Genomic DNA, 15901 nt, shown 5'->3' on the forward strand with positions numbered 1-15901 from the left:
GATGGCCGACGAAGCGCGTTCGCGACTGGGCCGGGGTCTTGCAAGTCTGATCGGTGACGTCGGCGGCGAGGCTCAGCATGTCGATCGTCCGCGCGCGCAGCGCAAGGTGCCGATCGAATTCATCAAGGCCAATCCGCGCAACCCGCGCCGCACCTTTTCGGACACCGAGCTGAAGGAGCTCTCGGAGTCCATCAAGCAGCATGGCGTGATCCAGCCGATCGTGGTGCGTCCGGTGAAGGGCGCGCAGGACCGCTTCGAGATCATTGCCGGCGAACGACGCTGGCGCGCCTCGCAGATGGCCGGCCTGCACGAGGTGCCGATCGTCCCGGTCGACATCAGCGACAGCGATGCGCTGGAGTTCGCGATCGTCGAGAACGTGCAGCGCGAGGACCTCAACCCGATGGAAGAGGCGCAGGGCTATCATGCGCTCGCCAACGAGTTCAAACGCAGCCAGGAGGACATCGCCAAGGTAGTCGGCAAGAGCCGCAGTCACGTCGCCAACATGATGCGGCTGACCAAGCTGCCGGCGGAAGTGCAGGCCTTCATCGCGACCGGCGAGCTGACGGCTGGCCACGCCCGCGCGCTGATCGGCGTGCCCGATCCACTCGCCGCCGCCAAGCGCATCGTCGAGGAAGGTCTCAACGTCCGCCAGGCCGAGGCGCTTGCGCATGAAGAGGGCGTGCCGGAGCGCAAGCCGCAGAAGGCGCGCGCCAGCGGGGGCAAGGAGAAGGACCCCGACACGATCGATTTGGAGAAGCGCGTCAGCGACGCGCTCGGCCTCAAGGTCACCGTCAATCACCGCGATCCCGGCGGCTCCGTGCAGATCAACTACCGCAACCTCGATCAGCTCGACGAGGTGATGAAGCGGCTGGCCAAGGGCGCGCTGTAGACCGAATCCTCGGCGTCGTTCCCGCGTTCGAGAACGACAGGGCGTGCGTGGGTGCGCAACTATTTCCACATCGTCATTGCGAGCGCAGCGAAGCAATCCAGAGTCCCTCTGCGGAGAGATTCTGGATTGCTTCGCTCGGCTCGCAATGACGGGTGGAGAGAGCTGCGCTCGCAATGACGTGGAGAGAGCGGGGACCTAGACTAGCCCCGCCGTTTCGCATTCGCGGCGATCGCCATCAGCGCGCGTTGGGCGATGGCGGCGGCGAGGGTGGACTGCTTGCGCGTGTCGAGGGCGGCGGTCGCCAGCTGCTCGATCACAGCGGCGAGCCGCGCCGGGCTGAAGTTGCGCAGCGCGGTTTCGACCGCCGGCTTTCGCGAGAAATGCAGGCGCGGAAAGCCGCCGTCGAGCACGGCGGAGGCAGGCGTGCCGTCGGCAATCGCCAGCGCGGATTTGTGCAGCCACGCGGCCTGGCGTTGCGCGGCCGAGATGATCACGCCGGGATAGGTCCCGGCGATCATCGCCTTTGCAAACTCGGTCTCGACGATGTCGGGCCGACCGGCAAAGGCGCCGTCGACGATCGGATCGAGCTTCAGCTCCGAGGCATCGGCGACCACGGCCATGACGTCGTCCAGCGTGACCTCGCCCTTGCCGTGGGCGTAGAGCGTCAGCTTGCGCAGCTCGTTACGCGAGGCCTGACGGTCGCCGCCGAGGAACGACATCAGCGCCGCGCGGGCGTCCGGCGCGATGCGCAAATTCGCGATCCGCAGCTCGTCGTCCATCAGCTTGGCAAGATCGCGCTCGGTGTCGGGATAACAGCCGATCGCCACGGCGGTCTTGGCTTTCTCGCAGGCCTTGCGCAGCGGCGATTCCGGGCGGAGCTCGCCGGCCTCGATCACGATGCGGCAATCCCTCACGTTCATCTCGGTCAGGGTTTCGATGCCGGAGGCAAAGCTGCGCGAGCCGGCGCGAACGCGGATGGCGCGTCGGCCGCCGAACAGCGGCACCGTCATGGCTTCGTCGACGAGGCGCGAAGGCTCGGCGGAGAGCTCGTCGCCGTCGAGCTTGACCAGCGAGAACGGATCGTTGGGATCGTCGACGCCGGACGCGATCAGCGCGTCGGCGCGCTCGCGCACGAGGCCGGCATCGGGACCGTAGAGCAGGATGATCGGACGGCCCGCATCGGGGCGGGCAAGGAAGGCGTCGATCTCTTTTCCGCGCAGTGCGACCATATTGTCCGATACTCGTCATTCCGCAATGCCTCGTCAGAGGCGAACCCGGAATGACGGAAGGGTACTACGTCCCCGCGGTGAAGTACGAGGCGAGCCGGGTGGTGATGTTCTCGGCGATCTCGTTGGCGGCGCGATCCTCGGCATCGCGCACCGCGCGGGTGCGCGAGAAGCGCTGATAGGACCCCGGCATGTCATAGGACACGCGCGAGAAGGTCGAGCCGGTCATCACCGACCGGCCGGTCGCGACCTCGACCAGATTGTACTGGGCGTCGATGCCAAGATTTTCGCTGGTCGGCAGTCCCGTCGCGGAGCTGACGATCAGGGAGGAGCGGTTGGTGGTGAAGCGGATATCGAGCCGGTGGGTCGGCGGCATGCCCGTCGCGGTGCCGTAAAGCTTGAAGGCCAGCGCATTGCGGATTTCGACGCCGACGCGGGCCTCGCGGGAGGCATTGGGCTTGTTGATCGGGGGCAGCTCGACCCCCATCAGCTTCTCGCGCAGGCCCGGGGTGCCGTCGCTGCGCTCCGCATACATCGGCTGGAAGCAGCCGGCCGTCAGCGCCGCCAGTGCGGCGACTGCCAGCAAGCGGGCTGCGATACGGGTCCTAGCCGACAACATTCACGATCCTCTTGGGGACGATGATCACCTTGCGGACGGGCTTGCCGTCCAGGGCCAGCTTTACCGCATCGAGGGCCAAAACGGCAGCCTCGATTTCCGGATTTTGGGCCGCTGTTGCAACTGTGACCTCACCTCGCTTCTTGCCGTTGACCTGCACCACCAGGGTCACGCTGTCTTCAACCAGCAAATCGCGTTCGATTTGCGGCCAATCGGCCTCCGAAACCAGCCCCTTTCGGCCAAGACCATTCTCAAAAAGCACCTGCCAGCACTCCTCGGCGAGGTGCGGCATCATCGGCGAGAACAGCTGGACCAGGATCTGGCTGGCCTCCTGGATCGCCCAAGCCAAATCTGGAGCGAGATCCGGGGCAGGTTGGCCGGGGCGCTGGAGCACCTCCGAGAAGGCATTGGTGAATTCGCGGATATGGGCCAGGCAAACGTTGAAGTGCAGCCGCTCGATGCCGGCGGTGACCTTGTCCAGCGCGCCGTGGGCGGCCTTGCGCAACGCCGTGGCGTCCGGGCCGAAGCTGGCCGGCCGGGCCGCCGGCGCAGCCTTGCCGAGGGTGGCGGCATCGTTCACCAGCCGCCACAACCGCTGCACGAAGCGCGAGGCACCCTGGACGCGCTCGTCGCTCCAGATCACGTCGCGGTCGGGCGGGGAGTCCGACAGCATGAACCAGCGGGCCACGTCGGCGCCATAGGTCTCGATGATGTCGTCGGGGTCGACTGTGTTCTTCTTCGACTTGGACATCTTCTCGATCGGGCCGATCGCGATGTCTTCGCCCGTCGTCAGCAGCGTGGCGCGGCGTCCGTTGCCGCCGACCTCGACCTTCACCTCGGCCGGCTGCACATAGCTGCCGTCGGCCTTCTGGTAGGTCTCGTGCACCACCATGCCTTGCGTGAACATGCCGGCGAACGGCTCGTCCAGCGCGATATGCCCAGTCGCTTTCATCGCGCGGGTGAAGAAGCGGCTGTAGAGCAGATGCAGGATCGCGTGCTCGACGCCGCCGATATATTGGTCGACCGGCAGCATCCGGTTGGCGACTGCAGGCGTAGTCGGCGAAGCCTCGTTCCAGGGATCGGTGAAGCGCGCAAAGTACCAGGACGAGTCCACGAACGTGTCCATGGTGTCAGTTTCGCGTTGAGCCTTGCCGCCGCATTGCGGGCAGGTGACGTGCTTCCAGGTCGGATGATGATCGAGCGCGTTGCCCGGCTTGTCGAAGGTCGCATCGTCCGGCAGCTTCACGGGCAGATCGGCATCCGGCACCGGCACCACGTCGCATTTCGGACAGTGAATGACGGGGATCGGGCAGCCCCAATAGCGCTGGCGCGAAATGCCCCAGTCGCGCAGACGGAAATTCACCTGGCGCTCGCCGACCGGCGCATTGCCGCGCAGCTCCGTCTCGAGCCGCTTCGCCACCTCTTCCTTCGCCTGCTCGATGGTCATGCCGTCGAGGAAGCGCGAATTGATCATGCGGCCGTCGCCGTCATAGGCGGTATCAGTGATGACGAAGCTCTTCGGGTCCTGGCCTTCCGGGCATACGACGGGCGTGTTGCCGAGAGCGTACTTGTTGACGAAGTCGAGGTCGCGCTGATCGTGCGCCGGGCAGCCGAAGATGGCGCCGGTGCCGTATTCCATCAGCACGAAATTGGCGACATAGACCGGCAGCTTCCAGGTGGGATCGAACGGATGCACCGCGCGGATGCCGGTGTCGAAACCCTGCTTCTCCGCGGTGTCGATGATCTCCTGCGCGGTGCCGATTTTCTTGATCTCTGCGATGAACTCCGCAAGCTCAGGGTTCTTTGCGGCGGCGGCCTGCGCCAGCGGATGATCCGCCGAGATCGCCATGAACTTGGCGCCGAACAGCGTGTCCGGGCGCGTCGTGAAAATCTTCAGCTCGCTCTCGCCGGCCGGCGTTGTCGCCGCATCCAGCGCGAAGCGGATCAACAGGCCTTCCGAACGACCGATCCAGTTGCGCTGCATCAGCCGCACCTTGTCGGGCCAGCGGTCCAGCCCGTCGAGCGCCGACAGTAGCTCCTGCGAGTACTTCGTGATCTTGAAGACCCACTGGTTCATCTCGCGCTGCTCGACGACGGCGCCCGAACGCCAGCCGCGGCCGTCGATCACCTGCTCGTTGGCGAGCACGGTCATGTCGACGGGGTCCCAGTTCACCTTGCGCTTCTCGCGCTCGGCAAGCCCTGCGCGCAGAAAGTCCAGAAACATCTTCTGCTGGTGCTTGTAGTAGGAGGGGTCGCAGGTCGCGATCTCCCTGGACCAGTCCAGCGACAGCCCGATCGAGCGGAGCTGCTTCTTCATCGCGGCGATGTTGTCGTAGGTCCAGGCCTTCGGCGCGACCTTGCGCTCGATCGCGGCGTTCTCCGCCGGCAGGCCGAAGGCGTCCCAGCCCATCGGATGCAGCACGTTGAACCCCTTGGCGCGCATGAAGCGGGCCAGCACGTCGCCGAGCGTGTAATTCCGGACATGGCCGATATGGATGCGCCCGGACGGGTAGGGGAACATCTCGAGCACGTAATATTTTGGCCGCGGATCGTCGTTCTTGGAGACGAAGATCGCCTGCTCGTCCCAGAGGCGTTGCCAACGCGGTTCGGCGTCGCGGGCGTTATAGCGTTCGGAGGTCATGGAATCGTTGGGTTTTCGTGGTTCGGCCGTCTCAAGACGGCGGACTAGGCCATAGAAGCCCTTAAGGGGTCAATGGGTTGCCGCGTTTTGGGAACCGACCCCCTCCGCATAACTACGAGGGTCCGCGTTGGGGTGTGATTAAGGCGTCGATGCCAAGTTGCGATCCGACAAGGTCGCATTACCGCACATGGATTCCAGCTTCGACGATCCCGATTACGACTATGCCGCGTCCGTCGCAGGGCGGGCGATGCGGAGCATGGCCGAACAGCGGATTGCACCGACCCCTGCCAACTTTGCCGTCTGGTCCAGTATTTCGCGGGCAGCCATGACGATCTGCGCAACGCGATCGATCTCCTGATCGACCACAATCGTCCCTTCGACCCCCAAACCAATCAGGATCTGTTCGAGACCTACATCGCGCCCCAGGTGAGTGCCGTCGTGGTCGACACGTCCGAGCGGCTGCAGGCGCTGATGGGGACGGCGAAGGAGTTTCTGGCGACGGCGATCGCCGACAATCATTCGCAGATGCAGGTCATCAGCCAGGTGGCCGACCAGGGCAAGGCCGGCGTCGATCCAAAGCTGCTGGTTGCCCAGCTCATGAACGAGCTGGCGCGGGCGGCCACGCGGGCGACGCGGCTGGAGGCAGGCTTTGCGGAAAAGACCCGCGAGCTCGACGTGATTCGCGATTCGCTGTCGCGGTCCGAGCAGCGCGCCCGGACCGACACGCTGACCGGGCTGGCGAACCGGCGGGCCCTCGACGAATTCCTGCGCAAGGCGCAGACGACCGCGGAATGGGGCGAGCCGCTCAGCGTGCTGATGCTCGACATCGACCACTTCAAGTCCTTCAACGACAATTTCGGCCACGGTGTCGGCGATCAGGTGCTGCGCCTGATGGCCAAGGTCCTGCGCGAGAAGGTTCGCGCGCAAGATCTGCCGGCCCGCTATGGCGGCGAGGAGCTGATCGCGGTGCTGCCGGACGCCGATCTAGCCGCTTGCGCCGAGATCGCCGAACGGATCAGGCGCGCGATCGCAGATTGCACGATCACGCGTCGTTCGACCGGCGAGACCCTGCCCGGCATCAGCGTGTCCATCGGCGTGGCGCAATACCGGACCGGCGAGGCGATCACGGATCTGATCGAACGCTGCGACCGCGCGCTCTATCTCGCCAAGGGCGGCGGCCGCAATCGTGTGGTGACGGAGATCGAGCTCGAGCGGGCCGGGGCTGCGGGGTAGCGGTCGACCGCGATATGCTCCCTCTCTCCGCAAGCGGGGCGAGGTGAAGAACCAGCGCTTTAGGCGCTCGCCACCATCATCATCTCGGCCGTGCCGGTCGCGATCGCCTGCACGCCGTGCTCGACGACATTGTTGCGGCCACGATGCTTGGCAGCGTAGAGCGCGGCGTCGGCGGCTTCGATCAGGTCGCCGGGACGCAAGGATTCGCTCGGCTTGGTCGCGGCGACGCCGATCGAGACCGTGACGATCATGTGGTTCGAGGTGATGTGAGGCAGGCAGAGCCTCAGCACGGCCGAACGCACCTGCTCGCCGATCGCGACGGCGCGCGTCACGTCGGTGTTCGGCAGCAGCAGGCAGAACTCCTCGCCGCCGTAGCGGGCCGCGAAGCCCATCGTGTCGGCGGCGATGCCGGACAGCGATTCGCCGAGCCGCGTCAGGCAGGAATCGCCTTCGAGATGGCCGTAGGTGTCGTTGAAGAGCTTGAAATGGTCGACGTCGATCATCAGAAGCGCCAGCTCGCTGCCATATTGCTGCGCGCGCATCCATTCGAAATCCAGCCGGCTCTGGAAGCCGCGGCGGTTGGCGAGACCGGACAGCATGTCGATCGACGCCATCACCGTCAGGCGGTCGTTGCTTGCGATCAGCTCGCGCTCGCGCTGGCTCAGCTGCGCGGCCATCGCGTTGAACGCGCGGGCCAGCGGCACGAACTCGGCGGGCAGGCGATTGCGCGCGGCGCGCGCCGACAGGTCTCCCTCGCCGAGCCGCTTGGCCATGTCGGCGAGCATCTCGATCGGCTTGATCACGAGCTTTTCGGCGGCGATCAGCGCGCCGAGCAGGACGAACATGAGCACGAAGGCGAGCTGCAGATAGGCGGTGCGGATGTCGCGGCTGACCGCTGCGGACACCTTGTCTTCGTCGATGCTGGCGATCAGGCGGGCATTGGTGCCGGCGATGCGGATATAGCTGACCGCGCGGCGGGAGCCGTCGGCGGCGAGAAAGGACAGCGAACCCTCATCCTGATCAGAGCGCAGCGCCTTGTCGGCGATCGCGGACATCAGCGGCATGTTGTCGAGCGGACGGCCGACCGCGCTGTGCTGATCGGCCGGGGCCGCCAGCACGGTGCCCGCGCTGTCGACCAGCACCGCAGTGATGCCGGCGCGACCGCCCAGATTGTTCATGACCTTCGACATCCAGTCGAGATTGACGGTGGCGAGCACGACGGCATCAGCCACGCCGCTGAAGGCGGAGACCGGATAGACCGCCATCACCGTTGGCGACGGTACCGGTCGCGACATGATGAAGTCGCTCAGCACGAAGCGGCCGGTTTCCTGGGCCTGCTGGAAGTACGGTCGGTCACTGAGATCGAGGCCAACATACATGTTGTTGGTGGCGCATTGGATGCGGCCGTCCTGGCCGGCGATCAGAAGCGTGCGGATCCAGGGCAGGCTCGACGGCAGGCTCGCGCGTAGCACGTCGCAGCTCTTGCTGATGCCGCCGGCGGAGGCGCGGATGAAGGCCTCCGATTTCAGAATGGTCTCGACCGACGAGATCACCTGGCGCTGCGCATCGGCGCTGTGCCTCGCCACCGTGGTGAATTCAGCCGCGGCCTGCGCAACTTGCCGCGCGCGCGTGTCTTCGAGGGAACGGATGCGCTCGATCATCAAGGGCGTCACGAGAATCACCGCGAGCAACGCAAGCCGCGCCCGGATACCGAGAACCTGCTTGAGTTTCGCGCGCTTGCGGTTGAGACTGACGCTTGCCATTTTCGCTACCCACCCCGCGGGCTAAGGTAAAGCGAAGGGTTCAAAAACTGTTTCTTGAACTCGGTAAAATTGGACCTAACTCGGGTTCGGGTCACAACCAAGAGACGTCATGACGGAAGCCAACGTCGCGCCGGTAACCGGCGATTCACCAACCGCGCTCGCCGCGGTCGAAGCCGAAATTGCACGCGCCTGCAGGGACGCGCAGCGTGAGCGCGCCTCGGTCACGCTGATCGCCGTATCCAAGACGTTCGCGGCGGATGCAATTACCCCGGTAATCGCCGCCGGACAGCGCGTATTTGGCGAAAACCGGGTGCAGGAGGCCAAAGCCAAGTGGCCGGCGTTAACGTCTGCTCACCCCGATATTGCGCTGCATCTGATCGGGCCGCTGCAATCCAACAAGGCGAAAGAGGCGGTCGCGCTGTTCGACGCCATCCATTCGGTCGACCGTCCGAGCATTTGCCAAGCGTTAGCCAAGGAAATCGAATCCCAGAACAAGCACCCGCAGCTGTTCGTTCAGATCAATACCGGCGAGGAACCGCAGAAGGCCGGAATTGCTCCCGGCGAGGCCGATGCCTTCATTGCGAGCTGCCGCGACACCTACGGGCTGACGATCTCCGGATTGATGTGCATCCCGCCGGTCGACGAGCCGCCCGCCGCACACTTTGCGCTCACCGCCAAGATCGCCGCGCGCAATGGCTTGACGAATCTTTCGATGGGCATGAGCGCCGATTTCGCGACCGCCATCATGCTGGGCGCCACCCATGTGCGCGTCGGCAGCGCGATCTTCGGGCGTCGCTAGCCGTTGGCGAGGATCTGTCGTGTCCCGGACAAGCCGCAACGCCAAAGCGGGACCCAGAGCAATGCCTTCATGTGCCGCGAATGGGCCCCGGCTCTGCAGCGCACCCTTAAGGAGCGCTGCGCTGCGTCCGGGGCACGAGCAGCAAAATGCTGCCCCTCGACCTGGAGCGGGACAGATCGCAATGACGGCGCCTCTCAACCGATGATGATCTTTGTGCGCGGGCCCAGGCGCCGCAGCAATTGCAGCATCGCGGATTTCGTCATGGAGACGCAGCCGGCGGTCGGGCCGAAATTGTCGCGGGCAAGGTGCAGGAACACCGCACTGCCGCGGCCGGCGATGCGGGGCCGGGTGTTGTGGTCGATCTCGATGATGAAGTCGTAGAGATGGTCGGCGCGCTGGAGCCGGTCGCCGCCCTGCCCCTCGCCGAGCCGGATGCTCTGGTTGTAACGGCGGTCCCGCGGATCCTCGCACCAGGCGTCCACGCCGGTGATCACCCGGGCCGGCAGGAACGTCCGGGGACGGCTGTGCCGGTCGCCCCGCCACCATAATTGCCTGGGCCGGAAGCTGCCTCTGGGGGTGCCGCCATCGCCCTCGCGCTTGTTGGCGAGAATGCCGCCTCGCCCCAGCGCAACCGGAATGGTCAGCGCTCCCGCCGTCAGCCAGCCCCGGCGCGGATTGCCGGCAGCAGGCTTAACGCGGATCGCCGAGAGCGGCCCGGGGCCTCGATTCCTGATGTAACCGATTGAAGCTGCTTTATTTTTCATGCGAACGTGCAATGTCGAATTCATTACAGGACATTCATCCAAACGTCCTGCTATCTTGGGTTAGAGTGCTTCCGGCTTGTGAATCGGTAACAGCCCACTACTTCAACACGAACAACAATAACAATAATGACGAACGACCTTAAACTTCCCCTCGCGGCTGGGTGCGGCATGGATGTGCTGCCGAGCCGGACCCCAAAAGGATGACCCCCCATGGCCAATGCCCGCAAGATCCTGATCGTGGATGACGATACCGATCTGCGCGACACGTTGGTGGAGCAATTATCGCTACACGAAGAATTCGAAGCCTCTGCGGTCGATACCGGCGCCAAGGGCGCCAGCGCCGCGAAGGCCAATTCCCCCGATCTGGTCCTGATGGATGTCGGCCTGCCCGACACCGACGGCCGCGAGGTTGTCCGCTCGCTGCGAAAGGGCGGCTTCAAGGCCCCGATCATCATGCTGACGGGGCACGACACCGATTCCGATACGATCCTGGGCCTGGAATCCGGCGCCAACGACTATGTGGCAAAGCCCTTCCGTTTCGCCGTGCTGCTGGCGCGCATCCGCGCCCAGCTCCGTCAGCATGAAGCCAGCGAGGACGCGGTGTTCTCGGTCGGACCCTACTCCTTCCGCCCCGGCTCGAAGATGCTGACCGCGGCCAATGCCCGCAAGGTCCGCCTCACCGAGAAGGAAACCGCGATTCTCCGCTTCCTCTACCGGGCCGGCCAGATGCCGGTGTCGCGCGAGACCCTGCTCCAGGAGGTCTGGGGCTACAATTCCGGCGTCACCACACACACGCTGGAAACCCACATCTACCGCCTCCGCCAGAAGATCGAGAAGGACGCCGCCAACCCGGAGATCCTGGTAACGGAAGCCGGTGGCTACAAGCTGGTGCCGTGATACGCTTCGATGGCGTGCGAATCGTTTTAGATCGCACGCCTTCGAGCCTCGGACCTGAATGTCAATCGACGATGATGTAGCGCTTCTCGAGCGTGTCCCGACACTGCGCCTGTTGGGAGACGCCTCGTTGCGCATGCTGGCGATCGGCTCCGAGCAGCGTGACTTCGTCCGCGGCGACGTCCTGTTCAATCTCGGGGACGACGCCGACGCCGGCTTCGTGGTCCAGCGCGGCGCCTTCCGGGTCGAGGACGGCGCGGGCGCCGAAATGATCGCCGGCCCTGGCGCGCTGATCGGCGAGCTCGCGCTGGTGGTGCCGATGAAGCGGCCGTCGAGTGCGATGGCGCTGGAGCATTCCTCCGTCATCCGCGTCGCACGCAGCCTGTTCCAGCGCGTGCTCGAAAGCGATCCCGCTGCGGCGGTGCGCCTGCGCGACGAATTCGCGGTCCGCTCCAGCCAGATCGCCAGCGATATTTTGATGGCCGGTGCGAAGCTGACGAGCTGAGCCCTCGTCATTCCGGGGCGCGACGAAGTCGCGAACCCGGAATCCATTGAGCGGCAGAGTCAGTTGATGAATGGATTCCGGGCTCGCGCCAAGTGGCGCGCCCCGGAATGACCCACCGCGGCTCACACCTCCAGCGTCACCGTGACGGGCACGTGGTCCGACGGCCGCTCCCAGCTGCGCGCATCGCGCAGAATCTTGAAATCGCTGACTGCATCCTTCAGCGCGCGCGAGACCCAGATGTGGTCGAGCCGGCGGCCGCGATCGCCGACGGTCCAGTCGGCGGAGCGGTAGCTCCACCACGTATAGACCTTCTCCGACATCGGAATGCGATCGCGCGCGACGTCGACCCATTCGCCGGCTTCGAGCGCCGCCTTCAGCTTCTCGGTTTCGATCGGCGTGTGCGAGACCACTTTCAGCAGCTGCTTGTGCGACCACACGTCGTTCTCGTGCGGGGCGACGTTGAGATCGCCGACCAGGATGTGGCGATCCTCGTCGCGCGGATGCAGCGGCTCGCAGGCCGTCATCTCGTCGAGGAAGCGGAGCTTGTGGTCGAATTTCTCGTTCAGTGCGGGATCGGGAATGTCGCCGCCCGCGGGTACGTAGAAATTATGCAGCACCAGCGGTTTTGCGATGCCCGCTTTTTCACCGAACGACACCGAGATGTGGCGCGAATCCACCTTGTCGCAGAAGGTGCGGATGTCCTTCGATTCGAACGGGATCTTCGAGACGATGGCGACGCCGTGATAGCCCTTCTGCCCGTTCAGTGCGACGTGCTCGTAGCCGAGCCGCTTGAAGCGCTTCAGCGGAAAGGCATCGTCGATGCACTTGGTCTCCTGCAGGCACAGCACCTCCGGCCGCGCGCTCTTGAGAAACTTCGCGACCAGGTCGATGCGCAGCCGCACCGAATTAATGTTCCAGGTTGTCAGGGAAAGACGCATGGGAAATGCGTCTTAGCAAGCTCTCGCAGGGTGGGCAAAGGCGCTAGGCGCCGTGCCCACCGGCTTTTGGGATTGACCAGGATCAGCAGGATCGTGCCCCGGACGCTGCGCGGCACGAAGTGACGCGCTGCAGAGCCGGGGCCCATCTTGCGGCATTCCTGGGTCCCGGCTCTGCGCTCCGCTCTTGGACAACGCTGCGCGTCGTCCAAGAGCTACGCTTGTCTGGGACACGAGGGCGCTCAACCCCGCGATGGCGTGTTGTAATTGGTGAAATCGATCTTGAACATGTTGGGGTCGAGCTTCTTGCTCGAGTCCAGATTGTACACCGCGATCGTCGTGTCGTAGCCCTGCGGATCGGTGACGGTCCACTGCTTGAGCTGGCCGTCCTTGGCGCCGAACATCAGCAGCAGGCGGCTGGTGCCGACCAGGGCCTGCTTCTCCTCGATGGTGACGCTGACGAAGACGTCGTCGGCCGAGACGCCAACGACATTGGTGTCCTTCATCAGGTCGATGCGGTCGGACAGGAGAAAGCGCAGCGGCGTCTGCGACAGCGGGTAGACGTCCTGAGTCGCGAGCTTGCGGTCGCGCACAACGAGCGAGGAGCCGTCGGCGACGATGTCGATCGGGCTCGGCGCGTCATATTCGAAGCGTACCTTGCCGGGTTTCTGGATGTAGAAATCGCCCTGCGTCTTGCTGCCGTCGGGACCGACCTGGACGAAATTCCCGACCAACGTCTGCAGCGACGACAGATAGGCACTGACCTTGGCCGCCTGCGCTTTCTGGTTGGCGTCGAAGGTCTGGAAGATGCTGCTCGGAACGTTGCGCCGCGGATCCGGGATCACCGGATTGGGCGGCGCCTGCGTCGCGCCGGTGACGGCCGGTCCGCCGGCGGATGCGCCGCCGTCACGCCCCTTCGGCGCGGGTTTCGGCACCGGCACGGTCTGAGCGAACGACGCAGCGGTCACTATCGCGGCGGTGACGAGAAGCACGCCGGCCACGCGCGCGCTTCGCGCGGCGATCGTGGCAGCGAATCGAATGTCCGGATGTCTGATCAACGCGTCGTCCTGTGTGGCTGGGCGCCCTTTTACCGTGATTTCGGGCAAAAGCAGATATCGAATTTGCGTGAAATGTTGCTCAGAGGCTCCTCGCCTCACATATGGCTGTCTTCTTCCTCGACCAGAATCTCGCGCTTGCCGGCATGGTTGGCGGGGCCGACGATGCCCTCCAGTTCCATGCGCTCCATCAGCGATGCGGCGCGGTTGTAGCCGATTTGCAGACGGCGCTGGATGTAGCTGGTCGAGGCCTTGCGATCGCGTTTGACGATCGCAACCGCCTGCTGGAAGAGATCGCCGCCGCCATCGCCGCCCATGCCGGTGGCGTCGAACACGGCACCGTCCTCGTCCTCGGTCGGCTCTTCGGCGGTGACGGCTTCGAGATATTCCGGCTGTCCCTGCGTCTTGAGGTGACGCACCACCTTCTCGACTTCCTCGTCGGAGGCGAACGGTCCGTGCACGCGGCTGATACGGCCGCCGCCCGCCATGTAGAGCATGTCGCCCTGGCCGAGCAGCTGCTCGGCGCCCATCTCGCCCAGAATGGTGCGGCTGTCGATCTTGGACGTGACCTGGAAGGCGATGCGGGTCGGGAAGTTCGCCTTGATGGTACCGGTGATGACGTCGACCGACGGACGCTGCGTCGCCAGGATCACGTGCAGGCCGGCGGCGCGCGCCATCTGCGCCAGACGCTGCACCGCGCCTTCGATGTCCTTGCCGGCGACCATCATCAGGTCGGCCATTTCGTCGACGATGATGACGATGTAGGGCAGCGGATCGAGCGAGAGCTTCTCTTCCTCGTAGATCGCCTTGCCGGTTTCCTTGTCGAAGCCGGTATGCACCGTGCGCGTCGGCTCCTCGCCCTTGGCCTTCAATTCGAGCAGGCGCGTGTTGTAACCGTCGATGTTGCGCACACCGAGCTTGGCCATGTTCTTGTAGCGCTCTTCCATCTCGCGCACGGCCCATTTCAGCGCGACCACCGCCTTCTTCGGGTCGGTCACGACAGGCGTGAGCAGATGGGGAATGCCGTCATAGACGGAGAGCTCGAGCATCTTCGGATCGACCATGATCAGGCGGCACTGGTCCGGCCGCAGCCGGTAGACCAGGCTGAGGATCATGGTGTTGATCGCGACCGACTTGCCCGAGCCGGTGGTACCGGCGATCAGCATGTGCGGGGTGCGCGCGAGGTCGATGATGACGGGGTCGCCGCCGATGGTCTTGCCGAGGCAGAGCGGCAGCTTCGCCACCGTGTCGGTCGCCTCCTTCGCCACCAGCAATTCGCGCAAATAGACTTTCTCGCGATGCGCGTTCGGCAGCTCGATGCCGATCGCGTTGCGCCCGGGCACGACGGCGACGCGCGCCGACAGCGCGCTCATCGAGCGGGCGATGTCGTCGGCAAGGCCGATCACGCGCGAGGACTTGATGCCGGGCGCCGGCTCCAGCTCGTACAGTGTGACCACCGGACCCGGATTGGCCTTCACGATCTCGCCGCGCACGCCGAAATCCTGCAGCACGCCTTCGAGCGAACGGGAATTGTTCTCCAGCTCGGCCTTGCTGAGCGGCTGGCGATCGCCGGCCTTCGGTGCGGCCAGCATGGAGACGGACGGGAGGTCGAACTTGTCGGAGGATTTCTTGGAAGCGGGCTTCGGCGCGGCTTTCTTCTTCGGGGCGCGCGCGGCGGGCTCCTCCTCTTCCTCCTCCTCGTCCTCCAATTCGTCTTCGTGCTCGTCCTCGTAGTCCTCGTCTTGAGACTGCGGCGAGATCGACGGCGCCGAGCGGCCGCCGCCGAGATTCGGCTCCTGCCGGCTGAACTGGGCGGCCTTGGTCTTCGGTCCGCTCGAGACCAGCGAGCGGTAGGCGGCACCACACAGCCAGATCAGCCGCGCCTTGGTGCTCATCAATGCATGGAACAGCCAGCCCAGCGAGACCGAGCCCCGATCGCTCTCCTCGTCTTCGTCGAGCGGCTTGTCGTCATCGGCGACCTCAGCGATCTCGTCGTCCTGCTCACGCGCGCCGAGGCCGCAGGCGATCAGGAAGGTCGCGGTCATCGCGGCGAACAGGATCGTGCCCAGCACGATGCGATAGATCGTACCGGCCGGCCCGAAGATCACCGCGGGGGCGCGCACCAGCGCATCGCCGACCACGCCGCCGAGGCCGGTCGGCAGCGGCCAGGCCCCGCCATGCTGAAAGCAACTGACGAAGCCTGCCGCGATCACCGTGCAGAGAATCCAGGAGCCGAGCCGCAGCGCCTCGCGGTCGAACGGCCGATGCGTCATCATGCGCCAGCCCCAGACCGCAACGGTCAGGACCAGCATGATCGCGCCGAGCCCCAGGATCTGCATGGCGAGATCGGCGCCGATCGCGCCGGCATAGCCGAGGATGTTGCGGATCGGCCGCGAGGTCGCGTGGCTGAGGCTGGGATCCTGCACCGACCACGTCATCAGCGCCGCCGCGGCGACGCCCGCCAGCGCGATCAGGCCGAGGCCGGCGAGCTCGCGCATGCGCCGCGCCAGACCCTCGCGGATCGAGGGCGGCAGATGGCCGACCAGAGGAATGACGCGTTCGATTGCCGACATGCTCACGG

General features: G+C 65.2%; 12 protein-coding genes and 1 pseudogene. 5 read left to right on the top strand and 8 right to left on the bottom strand.

The window, feature by feature from the left end:
- Window position 1 precedes the first annotated feature (1 nt).
- Window positions 2-889, top strand: coding sequence for a ParB/RepB/Spo0J family partition protein (locus tag ABIA40_RS30725; RefSeq protein WP_036024286.1), 888 nt, complete (start codon window positions 2-4; stop codon window positions 887-889).
- 200 nt (window positions 890-1089) lie between these two features.
- Here the strand turns inward: ABIA40_RS30725 and holA are convergent, their stop codons facing one another.
- The 3 genes from holA to leuS all read right to left on the bottom strand — a co-directional run bounded on the left by holA (window position 1090) and on the right by leuS (window position 5372).
- On the bottom strand, window positions 1090-2118 hold the full coding sequence (gene holA / locus ABIA40_RS30730) for a DNA polymerase III subunit delta (protein WP_271543225.1): 1029 nt from the start codon (window positions 2116-2118) through the stop codon (window positions 1090-1092).
- Window positions 2119-2182: 64 nt separating this feature from the next.
- Window positions 2183-2734, bottom strand: a complete 552-nt coding sequence (lptE, locus tag ABIA40_RS30735) for an LPS assembly lipoprotein LptE (RefSeq protein WP_157285155.1) — start codon at window positions 2732-2734, stop codon at window positions 2183-2185.
- On the bottom strand, window positions 2721-5372 hold the full coding sequence (gene leuS, locus ABIA40_RS30740; protein ID WP_404544985.1) for a leucine--tRNA ligase: 2652 nt from the start codon (window positions 5370-5372) through the stop codon (window positions 2721-2723). Before leuS ends, lptE begins: the two co-directional genes overlap by 14 nt.
- 187 nt (window positions 5373-5559) lie before the next feature.
- Here leuS and ABIA40_RS30745 point away from each other — a divergent pair.
- Window positions 5560-6605 (top strand): annotated as a pseudogene (locus ABIA40_RS30745) (GGDEF domain-containing protein).
- 59 nt (window positions 6606-6664) lie between these two features.
- Here ABIA40_RS30745 and ABIA40_RS30750 read toward each other — a convergent pair.
- Complete coding sequence (locus ABIA40_RS30750; protein WP_036003074.1) at window positions 6665-8368, bottom strand: diguanylate cyclase domain-containing protein; 1704 nt, start codon at window positions 8366-8368, stop codon at window positions 6665-6667.
- A gap of 109 nt (window positions 8369-8477) precedes the next feature.
- Here ABIA40_RS30750 and ABIA40_RS30755 point away from each other — a divergent pair, with 109 nt between their 5' ends.
- A complete protein-coding gene (locus ABIA40_RS30755; RefSeq protein WP_271543216.1) occupies window positions 8478-9167 on the top strand; it encodes a YggS family pyridoxal phosphate-dependent enzyme in 690 nt (229 codons plus the stop codon).
- Window positions 9168-9361: 194 nt separating this feature from the next.
- On the opposite strand, the gene ABIA40_RS30760 is transcribed toward ABIA40_RS30755, so the two are convergent.
- The gene (locus tag ABIA40_RS30760) at window positions 9362-9931 is read right to left on the bottom strand and encodes a L,D-transpeptidase (protein ID WP_271543214.1); all 570 of its coding nucleotides are present in this window, start codon (window positions 9929-9931) and stop codon (window positions 9362-9364) included.
- Between the two features lie 210 nt (window positions 9932-10141).
- Here ABIA40_RS30760 and ABIA40_RS30765 point away from each other — a divergent pair, with 210 nt between their 5' ends.
- Both ABIA40_RS30765 and ABIA40_RS30770 read left to right on the top strand, forming a co-directional pair.
- Window positions 10142-10828: a response regulator transcription factor gene (locus ABIA40_RS30765; protein ID WP_008142830.1), complete on the top strand. Its 687-nt coding sequence runs from the start codon at window positions 10142-10144 to the stop codon at window positions 10826-10828.
- A 58-nt stretch (window positions 10829-10886) separates the two neighbouring features.
- Window positions 10887-11330, top strand: a complete 444-nt coding sequence (locus tag ABIA40_RS30770; RefSeq protein WP_271543212.1) for a cyclic nucleotide-binding domain-containing protein — start codon at window positions 10887-10889, stop codon at window positions 11328-11330.
- Window positions 11331-11452: 122 nt separating this feature from the next.
- On the opposite strand, the gene xth is transcribed toward ABIA40_RS30770, so the two are convergent.
- The 3 genes from xth to ABIA40_RS30785 form a co-directional block, all read right to left on the bottom strand.
- Window positions 11453-12268 (bottom strand): exodeoxyribonuclease III, encoded by an 816-nt coding sequence (gene xth / locus ABIA40_RS30775; protein WP_157285151.1) that lies wholly within the window; start codon window positions 12266-12268, stop codon window positions 11453-11455.
- Window positions 12269-12507: 239 nt separating this feature from the next.
- Entirely contained in the window at window positions 12508-13266 is a 759-nt protein-coding gene (locus ABIA40_RS30780; protein WP_271543686.1) for an outer membrane lipoprotein carrier protein LolA, read from the bottom strand.
- A gap of 152 nt (window positions 13267-13418) precedes the next feature.
- Entirely contained in the window at window positions 13419-15899 is a 2481-nt protein-coding gene (locus ABIA40_RS30785) for a DNA translocase FtsK (RefSeq protein WP_275500376.1), read from the bottom strand.
- Between the last annotated feature and the right edge of the window lie 2 nt (window positions 15900-15901).

This window comes from Bradyrhizobium sp. USDA 223 (genome assembly GCF_044909005.1).
Lineage (GTDB): Bacteria > Pseudomonadota > Alphaproteobacteria > Rhizobiales > Xanthobacteraceae > Bradyrhizobium > Bradyrhizobium yuanmingense.

What these genes read in the sequence shown, in the direction of transcription:
- ABIA40_RS30725 (WP_036024286.1), top strand. Translation starts at nt 2, where the DNA reads ATGGCCGACGAAGCGCGTTCGCGACTGGGCCGGGGTCTTGCAAGTCTG.
- holA (WP_271543225.1), bottom strand. Translation starts at nt 2,118, where the DNA reads ATGGTCGCACTGCGCGGAAAAGAGATCGACGCCTTCCTTGCCCGCCCC.
- lptE (WP_157285155.1), bottom strand. Translation starts at nt 2,734, where the DNA reads ATGTTGTCGGCTAGGACCCGTATCGCAGCCCGCTTGCTGGCAGTCGCC.
- leuS (WP_404544985.1), bottom strand. Translation starts at nt 5,372, where the DNA reads ATGACCTCCGAACGCTATAACGCCCGCGACGCCGAACCGCGTTGGCAA.
- ABIA40_RS30750 (WP_036003074.1), bottom strand. Translation starts at nt 8,368, where the DNA reads ATGGCAAGCGTCAGTCTCAACCGCAAGCGCGCGAAACTCAAGCAGGTT.
- ABIA40_RS30755 (WP_271543216.1), top strand. Translation starts at nt 8,478, where the DNA reads ATGACGGAAGCCAACGTCGCGCCGGTAACCGGCGATTCACCAACCGCG.
- ABIA40_RS30760 (WP_271543214.1), bottom strand. Translation starts at nt 9,931, where the DNA reads ATGAAAAATAAAGCAGCTTCAATCGGTTACATCAGGAATCGAGGCCCC.
- ABIA40_RS30765 (WP_008142830.1), top strand. Translation starts at nt 10,142, where the DNA reads ATGGCCAATGCCCGCAAGATCCTGATCGTGGATGACGATACCGATCTG.
- ABIA40_RS30770 (WP_271543212.1), top strand. Translation starts at nt 10,887, where the DNA reads ATGTCAATCGACGATGATGTAGCGCTTCTCGAGCGTGTCCCGACACTG.
- xth (WP_157285151.1), bottom strand. Translation starts at nt 12,268, where the DNA reads ATGCGTCTTTCCCTGACAACCTGGAACATTAATTCGGTGCGGCTGCGC.